Annotated in this window: 16 protein-coding genes, 1 pseudogene and 1 riboswitch; of the genes and pseudogenes, 8 read left to right on the top strand and 9 right to left on the bottom strand. The window is 67.9% G+C overall.

Annotated elements, in window-relative coordinates; translation table 11 throughout:
• Positions 1 to 309: 309 nt before the first annotated feature.
• Both ACNPQM_RS18255 and ACNPQM_RS18260 read right to left on the bottom strand, forming a co-directional pair.
• The gene (locus ACNPQM_RS18255) at positions 310 to 930 is read right to left on the bottom strand and encodes an L-threonylcarbamoyladenylate synthase (protein ID WP_358861977.1); all 621 of its coding nucleotides are present in this window, start codon (positions 928 to 930) and stop codon (positions 310 to 312) included.
• Between the two features lie 248 nt (positions 931 to 1,178).
• A complete protein-coding gene (locus ACNPQM_RS18260; RefSeq protein WP_418084802.1) occupies positions 1,179 to 2,342 on the bottom strand; it encodes a glycosyltransferase in 1,164 nt (387 codons plus the stop codon).
• A 195-nt stretch (positions 2,343 to 2,537) separates the two neighbouring features.
• On the opposite strand from ACNPQM_RS18260, the gene ACNPQM_RS18265 reads away from it, so the two are divergent.
• Positions 2,538 to 3,764 (top strand): FUSC family protein, encoded by a 1,227-nt coding sequence (locus ACNPQM_RS18265; RefSeq protein ID WP_418084803.1) that lies wholly within the window; start codon positions 2,538 to 2,540, stop codon positions 3,762 to 3,764.
• Positions 3,765 to 3,962: 198 nt separating this feature from the next.
• Here ACNPQM_RS18265 and ACNPQM_RS18270 read toward each other — a convergent pair whose 3' ends face one another.
• Complete coding sequence (locus ACNPQM_RS18270) at positions 3,963 to 4,916, bottom strand: DUF5996 family protein (protein ID WP_418084804.1); 954 nt, start codon at positions 4,914 to 4,916, stop codon at positions 3,963 to 3,965.
• Positions 4,917 to 5,487: 571 nt separating this feature from the next.
• Positions 5,488 to 5,673: riboswitch (cyclic di-AMP (ydaO/yuaA leader) on the top strand.
• A 4-nt stretch (positions 5,674 to 5,677) separates the two neighbouring features.
• Here ACNPQM_RS18270 and ACNPQM_RS18275 point away from each other — a divergent pair.
• Both ACNPQM_RS18275 and ACNPQM_RS18280 read left to right on the top strand, forming a co-directional pair.
• Positions 5,678 to 6,445 carry a transglycosylase SLT domain-containing protein gene (locus ACNPQM_RS18275; protein WP_418084805.1) on the top strand — a complete coding sequence of 256 codons (768 nt, stop codon included), beginning with the start codon at positions 5,678 to 5,680 and terminating at the stop codon, positions 6,443 to 6,445.
• 372 nt (positions 6,446 to 6,817) lie between these two features.
• Complete coding sequence (locus tag ACNPQM_RS18280; protein WP_418084806.1) at positions 6,818 to 8,464, top strand: GMC oxidoreductase; 1,647 nt, start codon at positions 6,818 to 6,820, stop codon at positions 8,462 to 8,464.
• Between the two features lie 3 nt (positions 8,465 to 8,467).
• On the opposite strand, the gene ACNPQM_RS18285 is transcribed toward ACNPQM_RS18280, so the two are convergent.
• Together ACNPQM_RS18285 and ACNPQM_RS18290 are read right to left on the bottom strand one after the other, a co-directional pair.
• Complete coding sequence (locus tag ACNPQM_RS18285) at positions 8,468 to 8,947, bottom strand: carboxymuconolactone decarboxylase family protein (protein WP_358861982.1); 480 nt, start codon at positions 8,945 to 8,947, stop codon at positions 8,468 to 8,470.
• Complete coding sequence (locus ACNPQM_RS18290) at positions 8,944 to 10,023, bottom strand: dihydrodipicolinate reductase (RefSeq protein ID WP_418084807.1); 1,080 nt, start codon at positions 10,021 to 10,023, stop codon at positions 8,944 to 8,946. Before ACNPQM_RS18290 ends, ACNPQM_RS18285 begins: the two co-directional genes overlap by 4 nt.
• A 169-nt stretch (positions 10,024 to 10,192) precedes the next feature.
• On the opposite strand from ACNPQM_RS18290, the gene ACNPQM_RS18295 reads away from it, so the two are divergent.
• On the top strand, positions 10,193 to 10,912 hold the full coding sequence (locus ACNPQM_RS18295; RefSeq protein ID WP_418084808.1) for a hypothetical protein: 720 nt from the start codon (positions 10,193 to 10,195) through the stop codon (positions 10,910 to 10,912).
• Between the two features lie 251 nt (positions 10,913 to 11,163).
• On the opposite strand, the gene ACNPQM_RS18300 is transcribed toward ACNPQM_RS18295, so the two are convergent.
• Complete coding sequence (locus ACNPQM_RS18300; RefSeq protein WP_418084883.1) at positions 11,164 to 12,360, bottom strand: MFS transporter; 1,197 nt, start codon at positions 12,358 to 12,360, stop codon at positions 11,164 to 11,166.
• Between the two features lie 74 nt (positions 12,361 to 12,434).
• On the opposite strand from ACNPQM_RS18300, the gene ACNPQM_RS18305 reads away from it, so the two are divergent.
• From ACNPQM_RS18305 to ACNPQM_RS18320, 4 genes and pseudogenes are all read left to right on the top strand, one after another.
• Entirely contained in the window at positions 12,435 to 13,193 is a 759-nt protein-coding gene (locus ACNPQM_RS18305; RefSeq protein ID WP_418084809.1) for a DeoR/GlpR family DNA-binding transcription regulator, read from the top strand.
• A gap of 514 nt (positions 13,194 to 13,707) precedes the next feature.
• Positions 13,708 to 14,154 carry a nitroreductase family deazaflavin-dependent oxidoreductase gene (locus ACNPQM_RS18310; RefSeq protein WP_418084810.1) on the top strand — a complete coding sequence of 149 codons (447 nt, stop codon included), beginning with the start codon at positions 13,708 to 13,710 and terminating at the stop codon, positions 14,152 to 14,154.
• A 181-nt stretch (positions 14,155 to 14,335) separates the two neighbouring features.
• Positions 14,336 to 14,557 carry a DUF6381 family protein gene (locus ACNPQM_RS18315; RefSeq protein ID WP_418084811.1) on the top strand — a complete coding sequence of 74 codons (222 nt, stop codon included), beginning with the start codon at positions 14,336 to 14,338 and terminating at the stop codon, positions 14,555 to 14,557.
• A gap of 78 nt (positions 14,558 to 14,635) precedes the next feature.
• A pseudogene (locus tag ACNPQM_RS18320) lies at positions 14,636 to 15,163 on the top strand (SDR family NAD(P)-dependent oxidoreductase); the annotation flags it as partial.
• A 207-nt stretch (positions 15,164 to 15,370) separates the two neighbouring features.
• Here the strand turns inward: ACNPQM_RS18320 and ACNPQM_RS18325 are convergent.
• The 3 genes from ACNPQM_RS18325 to ACNPQM_RS18335 form a co-directional block, all read right to left on the bottom strand.
• Positions 15,371 to 16,180 (bottom strand): carbohydrate ABC transporter permease, encoded by an 810-nt coding sequence (locus ACNPQM_RS18325; RefSeq protein ID WP_418084812.1) that lies wholly within the window; start codon positions 16,178 to 16,180, stop codon positions 15,371 to 15,373.
• Between the two features lie 125 nt (positions 16,181 to 16,305).
• A complete protein-coding gene (locus ACNPQM_RS18330) occupies positions 16,306 to 17,454 on the bottom strand; it encodes a carbohydrate ABC transporter permease (RefSeq protein WP_418084813.1) in 1,149 nt (382 codons plus the stop codon).
• A 5-nt stretch (positions 17,455 to 17,459) separates the two neighbouring features.
• Positions 17,460 to 18,704 carry a sugar ABC transporter substrate-binding protein gene (locus ACNPQM_RS18335; RefSeq protein ID WP_418084814.1) on the bottom strand — a complete coding sequence of 415 codons (1,245 nt, stop codon included), beginning with the start codon at positions 18,702 to 18,704 and terminating at the stop codon, positions 17,460 to 17,462.
• Positions 18,705 to 18,749: the final 45 nt, after the last annotated feature.

The raw sequence follows: 18,749 nt of genomic DNA on the forward strand, positions 1-18,749 counted from the left end.
CGCTACGGCTCCATCGACCACGTCAACTCGGCCTACTGACCGCACCTGCCGGCGGTACGGCCGAACCAGGCCAGAACATGCCCAGGGCCCGGCCTGACGTCGTGACCGAGGCGGAAGCATGGGGCTTCCCGGGCTCCCCGCCCTCGAACAGGTTCGCTCGGCAGGCAGGTTCATCCCGCTCCACGCACACCCGCTGGGCCCGGACCCTGAGGGCGGAGACAGCTGAGCGTATGGCGGTCGACCACGTGGCATCCGAGGCAGGGGCAAGCGGTCCCATGCCTCGCCAGTGGTGACGCCGTCGGTGTATGGCTATTCGAATCGTGTGGTGTCGCCAGCGCCTCGGCGCACGATCATGGCTTCGCCTTCGGAGAAGTCGATGACCGTCGTCGGTTCGGTGCCGCAGTCACCCGAGTCGACCACCGCGTCCACCTCGTGGTCGAGCCGCTCCTTGATCTCCCATCCCTGTGTCATCGGCTCGTCCTCGTCGGGCAGGAGCAGGGTGCTGGAGAGCAGCGGCTCCCCGAGCTCGGACACCAGGGCCTGGGTAACCACGTGGTCGGGAATGCGGACTCCTACCGTCTTCTTCTTCGGGTGCAGCAGCTGACGTGGCACCTCCTTCGTCGCCGGGAGGATGAAGGTGTAGCTCCCGGGCGTGGCTGCCTTGATCGCGCGGAACACGTCGTTGTCGACGTGTACGAACTGACCGAGTTGCGCGAAGTCCTGGCACACCAGGGTGAAGTGGTGACGATCGTCGAGGTTCCGGATCGAACGGATCCGGCCGATGCCGTCACGGTTGCCCAGCTGGCATCCCAGTGCGTAGCAGGAGTCCGTCGGGTACGCGATGAGCGCACCGGAGCGGATGGTCTCAGCCACCGTGCTGATGGTGCGCCGTTGAGGATTTTCGGGGTGTACGTCGAAGTACTTCGCCATTGTTCGAGCTTATGTGATCCGGACTGCCGTGGTGAGGTACAAACAGGATCCGGGACGTCGGCGAGAACCCCGGCAAGTCCGGCGCAGGGTGACGACGTACGACCGCCGTGCCCCGGGCGTGGTTCGGCGGCTGCCGGCCGACGACTGGGCCTCCGCCGCCGCCCAGTACAGCCGGCAAAGCCGGACCACGCCCAGGTCGTGCCGGCACAGGTTCTCCCACTGACCGCCGCTCGTCCCCTTCCCTCGTCTCAGCGAGGACCGGGCGCCGGACAGGCCTCGAGACTGTCGAGCAGTTCGCCGGCTGTCGGCGTGTCACACATCTCGGCCGTCAGGCGCTCGGCACCCGCCCGGTACGACGGATTCTTGAGTACCAGTTCGACGGCCGACCGTATGCCGGCAACACCGTCCGGGCCGAACCCGGCCGCCTCCTGCCCCGGCCCGTCCGCCGTGACGGTCAGACCTGCGCCCGCCTCGGTGACCAGCCTTGCGTTCGTCGGCTGGTCGGCGAAGAGGGGCAGGCAGACCAGCGGGACACCGGAGGCGAGGGCGCCGTAGACCGTGCCCGAACCGCCGTGGCAGAGCACGAGGGAGGCGCCGCCCAGTACGTCGGCCTGGGGGACCCACTTCTCCACACGGACGTTGCGGGGGATCGCCCCGAAGTCCGACACATCGGTGAAGGGACCCGTGGTCAGCAGGACGCGCGCCGGCAGCCCGCTCACGGACGCCAGTACCGTCCGGTACAGGGCGGAGGCGTTCGGCATGCCGCCCACCTCGGTGCCGAGCGTGACGTAGACGAGCGGTTCTTCGCGGCCGTGCCACCAGTCCGGCAGAGCGTTCGAGGCAGGCGGCTGATGGTAGCGCCGGGTCACCGCGTACGGTGAGGGGTCCAAGGAAGCGGGCAGCCGGGTCAGATAGGGGGAGACCCGGAGCCGTTCCGCGATGCCCGTACCGTACGAATCGAGTGCAGGGCGGAGCAGTTCGTCGGTGGACTCGGTGAACTGTGCGACAGAAACGGCGACCTGGGCATGTGGGACACCGTGCCGCTCGGCTGCCACCACCGATGCGAGCTCGTACGTCTCGTGCAGGACGAGATCCGGCCGCCACTCCCGGCAGAGCTCCTCCAGCGTCGGCAGCATGGCGGTGATGCAGAGTCTGCCGAACACCTCCCTGGTCATCAGGGACACGCCCTCGTCCGCGGGCAGCCCCAACACCCGCATCATCAGCGGCACGAGCTCGGCCTGCGGCGGCTCCCCGCCGATGTGGTAGGGCTGTTTCCGGGCTGCCAGTAACGGTTCGAGCTTCGGCGGTGCGACGACGAGGACATCGTCCCCACGCACCGCGCAGGCGTCGATGAACGGGACAAGCGGGCTGAAGTGGCCCGATCCGCTGGTAGAGGCGACAAGTACACGCATGGCACGAGCGTAGGGATCGGCGTCTCGCACCCACAGGACCGCATTGCGCCGACTTTCGGGCCTCCGCCATCGTCCCGTCCTGCTGCCCACCCACCGACCCCAGGCGGCGGTACGGACCCGACGACGGGGCCCACGCGCAACCCGTCCGGTGGATTCGTGGTGCTGCGAGCAGACGTACGAGGGAAGGAGAGTGAAATGCCCGAACTCTCCGCACCCGTGATCAAGCTCGTACGGCAGACCACCGAGCCTGTCGCGGCGCAGACCCTGCGCTCGACGGCGGCCGCGGTCATCTCCTATGTCGTCGCGGTGTGGACCCTTCCTCAGCCGGTACCGCTGACGGCTCCACTGACCGCGCTCCTTGTCGTTCAGGTCACCCTGTACGCGACGCTCACCACGGGCATCCGGCGCGTCAACTCCGTCGTCGTCGGGGTGCTCATCGCCATCGGCTTCAGCGCACTGGTGGGTCTGAACTGGTGGAGCCTGGGTCTGACGATCTTCAGCTCGCTGATCATCGGACGGATGGTGCGAGTGGACGAGTTCGTGCCGGAAGTCGCCATCAGCGCGATGCTCGTCCTCGGTGTCTCCCAGGTCGCAGCCACCGCCTGGGACCGCGTTCTGGAGACCCTGATCGGTGCGGGCGTCGGCCTGTTGTTCAACCTGCTCGCACCGCCCGTATGGGTGCAGAACGCGGGCGTGTCCATCGACGAACTGGCGCGCGAGATGGGAGGGATGTTCCGGGCCATCGGCGAGGAGGTCGGCGGCCACATGTCGGTCGCGCAGGCGGCGGCGAGACTGCACGACGCCCGCAGACTGGACCACGACATCGTGGCCGTCGACGCCTCGCTCCGGCAGGCCGAGGAGAGCCTCTTGCTCAACCCCCGGATCCGGCAGGGCCTTCTGTACCGCATCGTCCTGCGTACCGGACTCGACACACTGGAGATCTGTGCCGTTGTACTCCGTGTGCTGGCTCGCACGCTGACGGACCTGGCCAAAACCCGGACCGGGGAAACCATGTTCCCGCAGGACGTGGCCGAAGCGCTCCGGGAACTCTTCGCGCAGATGGCCGACGCGGTCGAGAGCTTCTCCACGCTGATCACCACCCCGGTGTCCGCCAATGCCGAGGACGCGGAGTCGCGACTTGCCGCCGCACTGGCCGCCAGCCGCGCCACTCGGGACGTGGTGGCCGACCTCCTGCTGGAGGACGTTCAGGAGCACCCCCGACAGTGGCAACTGCACGGTGCGCTGCTCGCCGAGGTCGACCGCATTCTGGATGAGCTGGACATCGACAAACGCGCCGAACGCCTTGGCGAGGAACTCGACCGCCACTCCGCTGAACTGCACGAACGTCATCCCCGGCTCGCCGCACTGCGGCGGCGGCTCGGCAGCCACCGGGCTCCGCAGCCGACAGTCCCGGGAGGGTGAGGGCGAGGCGATGGGACATCCCTTCCCGGCCGGCTTCGAGCCGGGGGAGAACTGGCTCCGGAACAACGAGGCCGAGGAATATGACGAGGGATTGGAGCTGCTCCGGCCCATCTCGCACCCGGTCGCCCAGCCGACCCCGGGTTCCCAGGGCAAGATCCCCGCGGACTGGGAGCGGCAGCAGCACTGGAGCCGTGCTCCTCATCCACCGGCAGGCGTACGGGTCCTCAGGCACGGATCGGTGATCCCGCCGGGACAGGCGAGACGGTCGATGTCCCAGCCGGCGCGCCCCGCTCCGGCCTGATAGGCGCTTTCGTAGAAGGCGAGTACGGCCGCACGGGGATCGCTCTCGGTGCGGACCGCGTCGTACGGCAGCACCGCCAGGTGGCTGCCGCCACGATCCACCCATTGCGCCGACACCGGGGTGAGCGGTTCCTCCGCCAGCCGCGCCGGTTCGGGAGCGGTGTACGAGTAGAACGCGGGCGCGGCGAACTTGTCGTCACCGAACCAGAAACCGAAGCTGATCACTTCCCGGGAGTAGGCCTCCCGCGTCACCGGGTCGATCTGCTCGGGCTGGTCGATCTGACGCTCCGAAAAGCGGGTGTGAGCGATATCGAAGGTGTGCCAGAAATGGTGCACGGGGCTGACTTTCCCCGAAAACCGTGCGGAGAATTCCTCCAGTACCAGCGCCACTTGGCTGAGTACCTGCCAATACCGGTTTGCCTGTTCGGGATTGTATGCCGCGTGCTCCGTGTCCTCGGCGAACGGCCGGTCGGCGTCGGACAGATCGAATGGCTTGGGAAATCTGATATCCACCTCGATACCCAGCGCGTCCAGGGCGGCCATGATCTTCTTGTGGAAGGAAGCCACAGACTGGCCCGAAAGCGGGAACGAGACCCTCACGCCGTCCAGTCTTGTGATGACGAGTTGATGGCCGACGAAGTCGAAGTCCACCGTGAAAATCGGGTTGCCGTCGATCTGCCCCATGGGGCGGGTGGTGATACCCCGGCCAGTGAGGTGAAACGGAACGTTCCACCAGTGGTTGCGCTGGACACTGGCCGCGAGACGGATCTTTCCGACGATCTGCGCGAAGCGGTGGAGCGTCTCTTTGGTGTCATGCCACTCGGCGAGCGGCATGGGTGGGAACAGCTCCATCGCCATCACTTCTCTCGTGCTGCCGGGCGGTCCCGGCGGGTGGGCAGGGCGTTCTTCCGCACCATCATGGCCACCCCGAAGATCTACGGCACCTTGTGCGGCCGCCATGGTGTCGTTCGCGTGAACATGCACGACCTGGCCGGTGGGCGGCCACTCGCGCGCCGCAGTCGGCGCAGGCGGATGACGCGCGACTGCTCCCGGTCGTCTCCCCCGGGTGCCCTTCCCGACGAGCCGGAGCCCGAATGTCTGCCCCTGGCGTCAAAATCTCCTGAATGTCCCAATTTTGGCGATAAAGGGAAGTTGCTTGCCGTGCTGGTGAACGTGCAACCCGCGTTGGTCCGAAGGCTTTCGTGCCGGGCAAATCGCCCTTTTCGGGCCGAGTGGTGAGAGTCACCTTCCGGGCCCGCAGGCGAAGCGGCGCACCGCCCGGTTCCCTTCTGCGCCAAGAAAGTTGGCTTCACGGACCGGGGTGGATTGCGGAAATTTCCGCGACTCGATCTTGTAAATGAATTGTGATCGAGAAATGTGGGCTTGTTCAGGTCGGAGTTTCTCGCCTACGGTCACCGTCAATCCGGATGGAACGCCGAATCCTGCCGCCGTCCGGTAACCCGACCACTCACGTACGGCAGGAGCGGGGGACCCGCGTAAGCCGCCGATCCGGTATCCGGAACGGCTAGGGGTGAAGTCGTATTCCCATACGGCGAGGCAACTCCAGCCTCAACCCGACAGCTCACCTCGTAGGCGACGGAGAGGAATACGTCATGCCCGCACAGGTTAACCACCGTCGTCGTAAGTTCAGTTCGCTGACTCGCGGATTCATCGCCGTGAGCACGGGCGGAGCCGCTCTCACGCTTCCGATGATCGGGGCGACCGTTGCCTCGGCAGCGCCGGCGCAGCCTGTCCCTGCAGCCGTCGCCAAGACGGTGGCGGCCGCTGCCGCCCCCGCCAAGCCGACTGCCGTGCGGGCAGCCACGCCCACCGTCTATTCCGTGATAGCCGGTGATTCCCTTTACAAGATCGCCCTGAGCCATTCCGTGAGCGGCGGTTGGCAGCAGCTGTACAAGGACAATCGAGCGGTCATCGGAGCCGACCCCAGCGTCATTCACGCGGGCCAGAAGCTCACCATCGGCGCCAGCGCGCCCGCGGCAGTCGCGTCCACGACGGCCGCGAGCACGGCCGCTGCCGTCACCGCGAAGCCCGCGACGTACACGAACGACCTCGATGGCTGGATCAAGGAGTCGCTGGCCGTCATGGCCCAGCACGGCATCCCCGGCAGCTACGACGGCATCCACCGCAACATCATGCGCGAGTCCGCGGGCAATCCCCGGGCCATCAACAACTGGGACTCGAACGCCGCCAAGGGCACGCCGTCCAAGGGTCTCCTGCAGGTCATCGACCCCACGTTCCGGGCCTACCACGTGCCCGGTACGTCGATGGACCCCTACGACCCGGTCGCCAACATCACGGCCGCGTGCAACTACGCCGCCGCCAAGTACGGCTCGATCGACAACGTGTTCGGGGCCTACTGACGCCCGGTCGGGTCGATTCGGGCATGACGGGTGGCGAAGGTCCGATGGGACTTCGCCACCCGTTCCCGTCGGTGTCGCGTACGGAGGGCGATTCAGAGGTCGATCCGCATGGCGGCCCGCCCGAGTGTGGGCCTGCTGACCTCGACGAACCCTGCGTGGGCGAAAGTGTCACAGCTGCCGACATGGGGCTCACCCCAGGGGGTGAGGGCACCCGGCCGATCGGGGAAGGTCGCCGGGGCCGGCCCGCCTGACGCGCGGCGTTGTGCATCCGGAGTGCCTCGGTCGGGCGCATGTTACCCATGGGTATGTAGTGACTTAACGCGCGAACAGCAGTAGAACCAGTTTCACTCTCTGGAGAGTGAGGCGTGTCACATGAGTGACTCTACCATGCATAATGCAGGCCCCAGGGGCGTTTCGCGTCGAAGGTTCATCACAGGAACTGGTTCTATTTTAGGAGCCGTGGCCCTCGCGGGTCACACCACCACCGCGGCCCAGGCCGGGGTCGGCTCTGCAACTGCCCCGATCGACTCCGGGGCCCATGTCCCGGCCCTGGTGATCGGCACCGGATACGGCGGCTCCGTCGCCGCACTGCGTCTCGCCCAGGCAGGCGTCGACGTGCACATGATCGAAATGGGCATGGCCTGGGACACCCCCGGCCCGGACGGCAAGATCTTCGCCAACACGACATCCCCGGACAGCCGGTCGTACTGGCTCCGCACCAGGACCAAGCAGCCCCTCAGCAACTTCCTCGGCTTCCCCATCGACAAGAACATCACTCGCAACACGGGGATCCTCGACGCCGAGGAGTTCAGCGGGATCACCGTCTACCAGGGCCGCGGCGTCGGTGGCGGCTCGCTGGTCAACGGTGGGATGGCGGTCACTCCCAAGCGCGAGAACTTCGGAGCCGTCCTCCCGTCGGTGGATGCCGACGAGATGTACGACATCTACTACCCGCGCGCCAATGCCGGGCTCGGGGTCGGCACCATCGACCCGGCCTGGTTCGACACCGCCGCGTGTTACCGGTACGCCAGGGTCGGCCGTGAGCAGGCCCAGCGCGCCGGCTTCCCGTTCGTCTTCGTGCCCACCGTGTACGACTGGGACTACATGAAGCAGGAAGAGGCCGGAGCCGTCCCCAGGTCGGCGCTGGCCGGCGAGATCCTCTACGGCAACAACTACGGCAAGAAGTCGCTGCAGAAAACGTACATCGACCGGATCAGAGCCACCGGCAGGGTCGTCATCTCGCCGCTCCACAAGGTCACTTCGGTCGCCCCGGCGGCCGGTGGCGGTTACACGGTCGTCATCGACCAGATCGACACCGGCGGTGTCACCACGGTCACCAAGACGGTGACCGCCGACCGGGTGTTCTTCGCGGCCGGCAGCGTGGGCACCAGCAAGCTGCTGGTGAAGCTGAAGGCCACCGGCGCTCTCGCCGGCCTGAACAACGAGATCGGTAAAGGGTGGGGCGACAACGGCAATGTCATGTGCGGCCGGGCCAACCACATGTGGGACCCGACCGGCAGCCTCCAGGCGTCCATTCCCACGGGCGGCATCGACAACTGGGCCGCCGGTGGCGCGTTCGCCGAAGTCGCGCCGCTGCCCACCGGGATCGAGACGTACGCGTCGTTCTACCTGTCCATCACCAAGAACCCGAACCGGGCCGAGTTCTCCTGGAACGCCGCGACGGGCACCGTCGACCTGAACTGGCAGACCGCCTGGAAGCAGCCGTCCATCGACGCCGCCAAGACGATCTTCGACCGGATCAACCAGAAGGAGGGGACGATCTACCGGACCGATCTCTTCGGCACCTACAAGATCTGGGGCGACCACCTCACGTACCACCCGCTCGGCGGCGCGGTGCTGAACCGGGCCACCGACAACTACGGCCGCCTGCACGGCTACTCCGGCCTGTACGTCATCGACGGCTCGCTGATCCCCGGCAACACCAGCGTCAATCCGTTCGTCACCATCACCGCGCTCGCCGAACGGAACATCGAGAAGATCATCGCCACCGACCTGTGACGGTCAACGGCCGGGCAGCGCGCACCTGGTGTCGAGGCCCAGCACATGGTTGAGCCGGCCGAACGCCAGCCATGATCCGATGCTCATGCTCAGCTCCACGATCTCGAGCTGGCTGTAGTGCGCGGTCATCCGGGACCAGAACGCGGCGTCGAGGTTGTGGTGATCCAGGGCGTACCGCTCGGCGTATTCGGCGGCCAACCGGGTCCGGTCGTCGAACACGTCGGTGGTACGCCACTGGGTCACCGCGTCGGCGAATTCCTCCTCGACCTTCACGCCGTCCCGTTCGGTTCGCCAGTCGAGGCAGAAGGCACACCCGTTGATCTGGGCGATCCGCAACCGTGCGGCTTCGAACTCGCGCAGTCCCAGGGTCGTGTGGGCGTACACCGACATCGAGAAGTTCGATGCGGCGATCCCGATCCCGGGCACCATCTCACCCCACACGTACTCGATCGCGTCCTTGCCCTCGGGGATGTCGATGTTCATGGATGTCTCCTTCCGAGCCTGCCGACTGCTGGGCGCAGCGGGACGTCGAGCGCGTCGTACAGTCCTGGTTGCGCGTCCACGAGCCAGTCGATGGCGCTCACGAGCCGGCCGACCGCGGTGGCGTTCCCGCCCGCGGACCTGTTCTCGCCCTCGTCGGTGGCCTCGACCGTGACCTCGATGCGCGGGCGGCCCTCGATGATGACTCGATGTGCGCCGTCCCCGTCGGGCGGCTTCGGCCAGTCCGGTGCGCAGGAGGGGTGGATGCGCGTGATGTGCTCGATGACGATGCGGGGTTCGCCCCCGACGATGCCCTGCACTTCGAACCGCACGGCGCCCTGGGTGCCGGCTTCGAACGTGCCCATCGTCCTGGTGCTCACCGTGGCGTCGAGCGGGTGCCGGTCCAACGTCTCGCGGATGTCGTCGAGTTCGGCTCCCAGGGCCCTGGCCATCAGCCGTATCTGTCCACCCCACACCATGGTCGGGACGGTCGGTGCGAGCATCAGCGGCTCGTACTCCATCGGCTGGCCCATGCCGACCAGGTACCGGACCGATTCCTCCTGGTCGTAGGTGGAGTAGTCGAAGATCTCCTGACAGCGGATCACGTCCACGGAGGTGCCGAGTCCGCTGATCAGCAACGGGAGGACGTCGTTGCCCCAGCCGGGGTCGACACCGGAGACGAACAGTGAGCCGCCACCCTCCGCGATGGCGGCCAGCACCGGATCCCGCAGCTCCGGCGGGGCGCCCAACTGGTCGTACAGTGCGTACAGTGCGGGGGTGACGACCACGGCCCCGGCCCGGATCGCCCTGCTGATGTCGGCGAGGGCCTCGTCGGGGCGGATGTCGCCGGACGCGGCGTACACGACGGCCCGGGGACCGGTGGCCAGCACGCCATCGACGTCGGCGCCCGCCATGACCCCCAGCGGACGACCGAGCCCACCGAGTTCGCCCGCGTCGCGTCCCACCTTGACGGGGTTGTGGACGAGTACGGCGGTGAGTTCGAGCGCCGGATGGGCCTCGACTGCGCGGATCGCGGCGCGGCCGACGTTTCCCGTGCCCCAGACAACCGTGGAAATCATGCGCGGAGGGTAGCGACAGGGCCTATCACTTCCTAGTGCCGCGACGCGACGAATTCGCCGGGCGGGGCAGGGGAGTCGGCGGCCACCACGACGCCGCTCGGGCCGCGCCGGCTACGTCGTCACCGAATGGGGCACACCTCCGGGCCGGCGCCTGGGGCATGATCGCGGTGTGACCGAGGAACGGGATGCTGGAGCGAGCGCAGGCGGCGACGACGCACGCGCCTGGGACGAGCGGCTGGGCTGGGCGTTCGGATTGATCTCGGACGACCCCGAGGAACGGGCCACGGCGGTTGCGACTCTGGCCGTTGCCAGGAAGAACGCCCAGGACGCGCTCGACCGATTCAACGAGTTGTGGTGGCTGACGCTTCCGCTGGGGACGGAGGAGCAGTACCGGGAACCGGCTTTCCGGCAGGCGTACGAGAGGTACCACGACGTCTGCAGCCATTCGATCCCCGAGGGCTTGTGGAACCTCCCGGTCGGTGCGGACATCAGGACCTGGCCGGGGCTTCCGTACGCGCTGCTCTTCCTGGAGTGGGAGGCCCGATACCCGCAGGAGTGGACGCGCCACGCCAAGGCCTGGGGCACCAAACAGAGCCTCATACGGGATGTGGCTGTCGTCGGGCATGACGAGACGGTCAGGACGAAACTCATCGACCTGGTCGAGGTCGTCGTCCAGCGGGCCCATCGCTGCAAGGACCGTGAGTACGTGCGCGTTGCCCGGGCCGTGGACTGCGAGGATCTGCGCGGCAGACTCGACACCGCGGCCCGGTCGGACCGTCCATGGGCGCGGTGCCACGCCGGATACGTTCTCTGGCTCCTCGACCACCCCGAGGTCCCCAGCACACGCCATGTCTGGCGCACGTGGCTTGCAGGGGCAACCCGAGGATGAGCCGGGGTGGACGGCTCGTCGCGGAGGGCAGGCCCGCCGAGCTCGCGCATCTGACGCACGTCACGTCCCCGGCGCTGAATAATGCCGGTCATGCCCTCCCTGGTTGCTCCCGCTATTTCCGTCGGCGCTCTTGCCACGTCCGATCCGGTGCACCGGCCACCACGTGGGTCACGGCCGGGGAATGACCGTGTTCGTGAGCGGTGCGGCGAGGACGACGCGGGTGGACAGGGAGCTCGTGCGGTCCGTGCCGGTCATGCCGCCTCGGCCTGCAGACGGCTGGGAGCGCTGTGCGGTGAGCGGAGCAGGCCGGCTGCGCACGCGGCCACGACGCAGAATCCAAGGGGCAGCAGGAAGGTCAGGTTGAGCGGGAGGAAGTGTGTCAGCGGTCCGATGACGGCGGGACCGGCCAGCATGCCGAGATAGCCCAGACCGGCGACACGTGAGACGTTCGTTCCGGCGGTGCTCGGGTCGGCGTGGCCGGCGGCGCTGAAGAGCTGGGGGATGCAGCCGGACAGCCCGGCCCCGAACACGGCCCAACCGGCCAGGGCCAGCGGGATCCAGGTGGAGAACGTGGCTGTCGTCAGCCCGACCGCGGCCAGGGCCGCCCCGTAGCGGAGGATGGCGACGGGCCCGAAACGCATGGCCACTCGGTCGGTCAGCAGACGACCGATGGTCATGGCAGTCGCGAACGCACCGTAGGCGAGAGCGGCGGTGGCGGCGGTGGCGTTCAGGACGTCCCGCAGATGCAGAGTGCTCCAGTCGTTGGCCACTCCTTCGCAGAGCATGAGCATCAGCGCGAGCGCGGCCAGCGCCCAGATGCGGCGGGATGCCCGGTGCACCGGTTGTGTCTGACCGCCGGAAGCCTCCTCGGCAGGGGAGGGGACGGCGTTTTCGGTAGGCAGGAGCCCGCGGGCGGCGAGTGCGGCGACCGCGAGGCCGAGGACGGCCACCGAGCCGAGGGTCGCCGCCGGGCTCCAGCCCCAGCTGAGCGTGCGCGCGCCCACCAGCGCGGCAAGGACGCCACCGATGGAGAACGTGGCGTGGAAGGCGGACATGACGGGGCGTCGGTAGCCCCGCTCGACCTGGATGGCGTGGGCGTTCATGCTGACGTCCAGACAGCCGTTGCCGAGTCCGAGCAGTGCGAGTGCGGCTCCCAGCGTCCACGCGTTCGTGGCCAGACCCGGAAAGACCACGGCCGCGCTGCACAGGGCCGCACTCAGGGGTACTACGACGCGGGCGCCCCACCGATCGGTGAGTGGGCCCGTGATCCGCATCCCCGCGAAGGCTCCCGCGCCGAGGAGCAGCAGCAGCCAGCCGAGCACGGCATGACTGATGTCCACGTGGCGCTCGACAGCAGGGATGTGGACGACCCACATCCCCAGGACGAAGCCGTTCAGGGCGAAGTAGGCGGTCGTGACCAGGCGGCCGGTCCGCAGCGATCTCTCCATGTCAATGAACATATCGAACATCATTGATGTTCGAAAGCTTGCACAGTGAACATCAATGGTGTTCTATCGCTGATGTGGCGAGCACAGATCGACTGAGACGGATCACTGAGGCGGTACGTGACGCGGGCAGTGCCGGCGTCGCGGAGCTGGCCGTTCTGACCGGCGCGTCGGAGATGACCATCCGCCGTGACCTGGAGACCCTGGCCGAGCAGGGCATTCTGGAGCGATACCGGGGAGGAGCGAGGAGCCTGCTGCTGCGCGGCGACGAACCCCCCTTCGGGATGCGGGCGACGGAGGGGCTGGAGGCCAAGCGACGCATCGCTTCCGAGGTTGCGGGGCTGATCGCCGACGGGGAGTCCGTCGTCCTCGACAGCGGCACCACCTGCCTGGAAGTGGCCCGCGCGCTGGAGCACCGCCGGCTGACGGTCATGCCCCTGTCCCTGCACGCGGTGAACGCCCTGACCGGAGCACCGGACCTCACGCTGCTGGTGCCCGGTGGCCGCCCCCGGCCGGGCGAGCTCGCCCTCACCGGCCCGCTCGCCGAGGCATCGCTGGCCGCCCTGCGTTTCGACACCGCGGTCATCGGCTGTTGTGGACTGAACGCCGCGAACGGCCTGACCGCGTACGACTTGGACGACGCCGCCGTCAAGCGGGCCGCGATCGCGTCGGCCCGCCGCGTCATCGCGGTCACGGACGGCGCGAAGCTCTCCCGTACCGCCCTTGCTCTTGTCGCGCCTGCCACCGCACTGCACGCCGTCGTCACCGACGAGGCCGCGCCCGAGGCGGAGGTCGACGCACTGACTGCGGCGGGTGTGCACGTCAGACAGGTATGACCTGAGCGTCAGTTGAACAGTACGCACGTCACGGCGTCTTCCGTCCCAGGCCGGCTCAGCCGTAACGGTCGAAGAGCGATGGAGATGTTCCTTCAGTCTGCTGGTGAGCAGAGCCCGGGTGAGGTCGTCCCGCCCCAGTTCGGGCCAGGGCCCGGCGCCCTTGTCCGTGTCCGGTGCGTAGGCGAGCGCATCCAGCATCCGCGAGTACAGGTGGGCTGCGGGATCGTCGGCCAGGATGCTGCCCTCGGCGACGTAGTGGTCGGCGAACAGGGCTCCGAAACGGGCACCGTGCAGCAGTGCCAAGGCTGTTGAGCAGCGGGCCACGTCCAGGCCTGCAGGCCACTGCAGCTGCGCCGGAGACCGCCCGACTTCTGACCCCGGTCCGGCTGCCGCTGTGACACACATACGGTCCGCGCCCTTGCGACCGGGGAAAGATGAAAGAGTTCTCGGTGCAGTGGGACACGCCGATGTCCGCGTGTCCGCATGTCCGTATGCCGACGATGGGACAGATGCCATGCCTCTCAAGGGTGAGTACGAGCCGAGCCCCGCACAGTGGGTCCGCGATCAGGTCGAGCTGTTCGAGAGCTCGGGCGGCGCGGAGGGGACCACGATGCGTGGTATGCCGGTCGTCATCCTGACCACGCGCGGAGCCAAGAGCGGAAAGATCCGCAAGACACCGCTGATGCGGGTCGAGCACGACGGAACATATGCCGTGGTCGCCTCGCAGGGCGGCGCTCCCCAGCACCCCGTCTGGTACCACAACATCACGGCGGACCCCCGGGTGGAACTCCAGGACGGCCCGGTCCGGCAGGACATGAACGCCCGTGAGGTGACCGGTGAGGAGAAGGTCCTGTGGTGGGGGCGAGCGGTCGAGGCGTTCCCCGACTACGCGGACTACCAGCTGAAGACCGACCGGCAGATTCCCGTCTTCGTCCTGGAGCCGGCGGCCCGGAGCCACTGACCACGACCAGGAGGCGCTGTCCGGGTATCCGCCACCGGGGACCAAGGGAACAGCCGTCGGTGCTGAGCCGTGAAACACCGACCTGCAGTGATTGCGCACGGTCACCCTCCGGGGTGCGGCGGAGAGAGGGCACTGATTGGCTGCGACGTGTCCCCACCCCCTCCCGTGCCAAGGAGCGATGATGAGCGTTGCAGGCGAGTCCGCCAGTCGTGCGCAGCAGACGCAGAACGAGGTCCGTGAGCTGAACGCGCGTGCCGAGCGCACGAGCGATCCCATGGAACGCCGCAGGCTGCACGACGAGGTCCGACGCCTACTTGAGCCCATACAGCAGGGCGGACGCGCGGCCGAGAACAGGCCCGAACGCCGTCCCGACAGTCAGAAGGACGAGTTCCCGCCCCGGTGACGCACCGTTCGCGTCCAGCGGTACCGATGGCCTCCCCCGACCTCCAGGGGAGGCCATTCGTGCTCGGCGAAGGGACTCACGGCCGGGATCACCGCGGAAGCCTTCCCGGCCGACGTCGCCGACGCCGCACAGCTCACCGGCGCGCTCGATGCCGCCATCGCGCGGTTCGGGCGGATCGACGTGCTGGAGTTCTCCCCGCACGCAGGCCTGGCCATGACCGCGCCCAAGGAGGTGACCGTCGACAACCTCCGGGCGCAGATCGACGGTCTGCTCTACGGCGCGGTGACCGCCGTCCGGACGGTGCTGCCCGGGATGCTCCAGGCCGGGGCCGGCACCCTTCTGTTCACCACCGGCGGCGGCGCGATCAACCCCTACCCGATGCTTGCCACCGCCAACATCGCCCAGGCGGGCCTGCGGAACTGGGCGGTCAACCTCCACAACACCCTTGCCGCTGAGGGCATCTACGCCGCCAACGTGGCCATCAACCTCATGATCGGCAGCCAGGCCCCCGAAGGCGTCCCGCACCGCTCGCCCGACGAGATCGCCCTCGACTACTGGGCCCTCCAAACCAGTCGCGACCAGGCGGAACACCTCATCGACGCCTGAGGACACCTGTCCACGCACGACGGCGTCCGTTTTCGCGCGGCCCCCACCACCGCGCGACCGCTCGGCCGAGCACGGGTGGACTGTCGCCCGAACCGGCGCCGGCGCTCGGTCCGCCTCGGGCGGCTGACACGGGTCGACGCATGTCAGCCGCCCGAACGGGCCGCCTGGCCCCGTGCCGACCTCGGTGTGATCCGGGCCGGCCGGCGCTCACTCCTTGACCGCACCCGAGTTGGCGCCGTTGACGAAGTAGCGCTGGAAGCAGAAGAACAGCGCGGCCACCGGAAGGGTGGAGAGAAGGGCTGCCGCCAGCTTCAGCGGATACTGCGTTCCGCCACCGAGCCCGCCCGAGACGAAGCGGGCCAGGCCCGTGGTGAGCGTCTCGTACTGGCCGGACTGCGTGCTGACGAGGAAGTGCGTGAATTCGTTCCACGACCCCTGGAACGACAGGATCGTCAGGGTGATCAACGCCGGTCTGGCCATCGGCAGGACGACGGACCAGAAGATCCGGAACACACCCGCCCCGTCGACCCGCGCGGCCTCCTCGACCTCACGCGGCACCGATTCGAAGAACTGCTTCATGATGAAGATGCCCGCCGCGTCCACCAGCAACGGCAGGACCATGCCGGAGTACGTGTCGAAGAGTCCGAAGGTGTTGAGCACCAGGAACTTCGGGATGAGCAGGGCCACTCCGGGCACGGCCATCACTGCGAGTACAAAGCCGAACAGTGCCGAGCGGCCCCGGAAGCGCAGCCGCGCCAGCGCGTATCCCGCCATGGAGTCGAACAGCACCCGGCCCGCGGTCACCAGCACCGCCACCAGTGCCGAGTTGCCGAGCCAGCGCAGGAAGGGCACCCCCTCAGCGGCCTGGCTCAGCCCGAGCAGCCGCTGGTAAGCGGCTGTGGTCGGAGTGGTGGGCAGCAGGGCCAGCGGATGCGCGGCAGCGTCCGGGTCCGTCTTGAATCCGGTCACCAGCTGGAGGGCGAACGGCAGCAGATAGAGCAGACCCAGTCCCAGCACCGCGGCGTATCCCGCCAGCCGCCACCGCAAGGGGAAACGACCCAGAACAGGGCGTCCGCGGTCGTGTGGGCCGCGACCGCCGGGTTTGCGCCGAGGCCGGTCCCGTATGGCCGTTCCGGCGGCGGTCATCGGTTCCTCCCGGTGCTTGCGCCGCGCTCCCGCAGCGCCCAGCGCTGGAACGCGGTCAGGATGAGGATCAGGGCGAGCAGGATGAACGCGATCGCGGAGCCCTGACCGAAGTCCGCGTTGTCGAAGCCCGCGGAGTACGACAGGAAGGCGGGTGTCAGCGTCGTATTGCCCGGAGCGCCCTGACCCATCACATACACCTGGTCGAAGACCTGCCAGGTGGAGATCAGCCCCAGGGTCAGGACCAGGAACAGCACGGGGCGCAACGCCGGCAGCGTCACATGCCAGAGCATCTGGCGGCGGTTGGCACCTTCCATGGCGGCCGACTCCTCCAGCTCCCGCGGAATGTCCTGGAGTGCCGCGAGGAAGATCAGCATGAAGGAGCCGGAGGTGGTCCACACGGCCAGCAGGATGAGCGTGCACATCGCGACCGAGGGGCCCGAGAGCCACTCGAACCACGACAGTCCCAGGGCGGAGTGATCGGCCAGCATTCCGGTGGGCCGCTCGGGATCGACGATTCCCAGGCTGCCCAGGATCAGGGAAAGCACCCCGCGGGGGTCGGCGAACCAGTTCGGTCCCTTGATCCCGATCCAGGACAGCATGGTGTTGACGGATCCGCTGCCCTGGAAGAGAAAGAGGAAGACCGTTGAGACGGCGATGGAGCTGGTGACGGACGGGAAGAAGAACGTCGTGCGGAGGGCGCCACGCCCCCGGAGCAGCCTCTGGTTGACGACCAGGGCCAGACCCAGTGCCAGCACGGTCTGCAGGGGGACGGTCAGCAGTACGTAATAGGCGTTGTTACGCAGGGAGGTCGCGAAGAGCGTGCGGTCGAGTCCGTCCTGCGTGAGCAGCGCCCGGTAGTTGTCCAGGCCGACGAAATCGGCCTGGCCGGAGAACGGGTTGGACTGTCCGTCCCAGTGCAGCAGGCTCACCCACAGCGCCATCAGGATGGGAAGCACCATGAACAGGCCGAGGACGAGCACCATGGGGCTGACGAACAGCCAGCCCCAGGTGCCCTCCCCGCGAAGGCCCGCGCGCCGGGCGCGAACCTTCGCGGTCGTACCGGCTCTGCCGGGTGCGCTGTCAGGTGCGCCGGGCGAGCCGGTGGTGCGGGGGATACTGCTGGCGCGCATCGTGCGGATGGGCATGGGGCTCAGTTGCCCTTCGTGATCGCCTGTTCGCCGTTGCGCTGAAGGTCGGCGAGGATCTTCTTCGGGTCGGCGGTGCGCAGCGACTGCAGATCGGTGTTGAACTGGCTCAGGACCTTGTCGAAGCCGGCGATCGTCACCGGGCCCTGCGCGTAGGCGTTGCCCTCCACCCAGGCCTTGGCGGCCGGCTTCTTCTCGGCGTAGGTCTTGAGCGCGCTCGTCCGCGACGGCATGACACCGAACGCGTCGGCGAAGTCGAGCTGTTGCTGCGCGGAGGTCAGGTGCTTCACAAGGTCGACTCCCGCCGCCCGGTGCGCGCTGTCGGCGGCGACTCCCCAGCAGTTGCTGAAGGCGAGGGTGCCCTTCCCGGCGGGTCCCTCGGGCAGCGGCGCGACGGCGTACTTCACATCGGGGTAGTCGAGCTTCATGCCGCCCTCGAGCCAGTTGCCCTCGATGGTCATGGCGGCCTTGCCCTTGCCCAGTGCCTCACCGCCCCAGCTGGTGTCCACCTGCTTGGCGAACTTCATCGAGCCGGACTTGAGCAGGGACTGGACGAAGTCGAGCCCCTTGGCGTTCTCCGGGGTGCTCGCGGTCATCTTCTTCTGGTTCGGGTCGGTGAGCCAGCCGCCCGCCTGCTTCATGAAGACTCCGAGCCGCTGGTACTCGTCGCTGGTGACCAGGCCGGTCACGCCGTTGCCGGTGAGCTTGTCCGCGACGGTCCTCAGCTCCTCCCAGCTCTTCGGGTAGTCCTTTTCCGTCAGTCCGGCCTTCTTCCACAGGTCGGTGTTGATGGCGAGAGCGAGGGTGGAGGAGTCCTTCGGCAGACAGACCAGTTTCCCGTCGTACGAGAACGAGCCGCGCAGCTGCTCGGAGAAGTCGTCGGCGTCGGATATCCGGTCCCCGTACGGGTACAGCGAGCCGCCCTTCGCGTAGTTCGCGAACTGGTCGGAGTTGACGTAGAAGACGTCCGGCGGCTTGTGACCGGCGAAGGACTGAGCGAGCTGCTGGTTCATGTCCTTCGCGACCTCGACCGAGACCGAGTTGCCCGACTTCTTCGCATACGCGGCAGCGGCGGTCTTGACTGCCTGGGTCTCGGCGTCCCCCGAGGTGGCGATCAGTACCGTCAGTTTCTGCTTTCCGGCCTTGTCCTGCGCCGGCTCCTTGTCGCTGCCGAAGCTGGACGAGCAGCCGGTGGCGGCCAGGAGCGCCGCGCAGGTGGCGAAGGCGGCGACGGCCGTACGGGTTGCCATGAATTCCTCCAGATGGGATGAGGCTTGCGGCTCAGCTGCCCGGAA

Source organism: Streptomyces sp. NPDC056231 (assembly GCF_048270745.1).
Taxonomy (GTDB): domain Bacteria; phylum Actinomycetota; class Actinomycetes; order Streptomycetales; family Streptomycetaceae; genus Streptomyces.